1 protein-coding gene is annotated in these 508 nt (G+C 45.5%); it reads left to right on the top strand.

From position 1 onward, the window contains the following. Positions 1–21: 21 nt before the first annotated feature. Positions 22–508: ExcA (locus ABD481_RS47255; protein WP_344672407.1), on the top strand; the 487-nt coding region annotated here is incomplete at its 3' end.

The raw sequence follows: 508 nt of genomic DNA, 5'->3' as shown, positions 1-508 counted from the left end.
CGGCAACAAAGGACCTTAAATATGAATGCGTTATCAAACACTGACTTTAACAAAATTAGTAACAATGCGCGTCCTAAAAGGCTTGGATACTACGCACCATGGCTCTGGATGATGTTTGTATTCCTCTTTCTGTTCGTTAGCGCTTTCGTGTTTCTGAGCGGCTTATACTGGACGGTTAGAGACGGTTCAATTCAGGAGCACTGGTTTAGTACAGTCGGTATCTTTGTGATCGATGCAGTGCTGATCTGGATGTTGAAAAAGGACTTCAGGAGCCGCAAGCTCTACCAAGTAACTGCTTCAATGAAGAACTCTGGTTTCTTCGAGCCTCATAAGGACTGCGAGCACTATGACCTGGCCCGGAGAACTTACATCGGCTTTGACTTCAGTACTGGAATCATAGGAGTAGCATCCCTGTATGCCACATCCAGTATTAAACGTGAGCGGCTATTTTTTGAAGCCGAAACAGTCGAGTCATGGGAGTCAGTCGGCAGGGAGTTAATCATAAACC

It is taken from the genome of Catenulispora yoronensis (genome assembly GCF_039531695.1).
GTDB lineage: Bacteria > Actinomycetota > Actinomycetes > Streptomycetales > Catenulisporaceae > Catenulispora > Catenulispora yoronensis.
Note: the sequence above shows the minus strand (reverse complement) of the source record. Positions and strands in the feature narration are given on the sequence as shown.